We start from the raw sequence: 212 nt of genomic DNA on the forward strand, positions 1-212 counted from the left end.
GGGTGGGTACCGAAAGATCGGCGTCCAGGCTGGTGTTGATTGCGGCAACCAGGCGCGTCGCGAGCAGCGAGTCGCCACCCAAATCGAAGAACGACTGGTCGACCCCGACGCGCTCGATGCCGAGCACGTCGCCGTAGATGCCGGCCAGGATTTCCTCGACCGCGCTGGCCGGAGGGCGATAAACGGCATTCTGGTATTCGGGTGCGGGGAGA

General features: G+C 65.1%; 1 protein-coding gene. It reads right to left on the bottom strand.

Features of this window, described 5'->3' with window-relative positions; translation table 11 throughout:
- Positions 1-212: phosphopantetheine-binding protein (locus JF781_RS28380; protein WP_225341404.1), on the bottom strand; the 212-nt coding region annotated here is incomplete at both ends.

It is taken from the genome of Mycobacterium sp. WUMAC-067, assembly GCF_020217485.1.
Lineage (GTDB): Bacteria > Actinomycetota > Actinomycetes > Mycobacteriales > Mycobacteriaceae > Mycobacterium.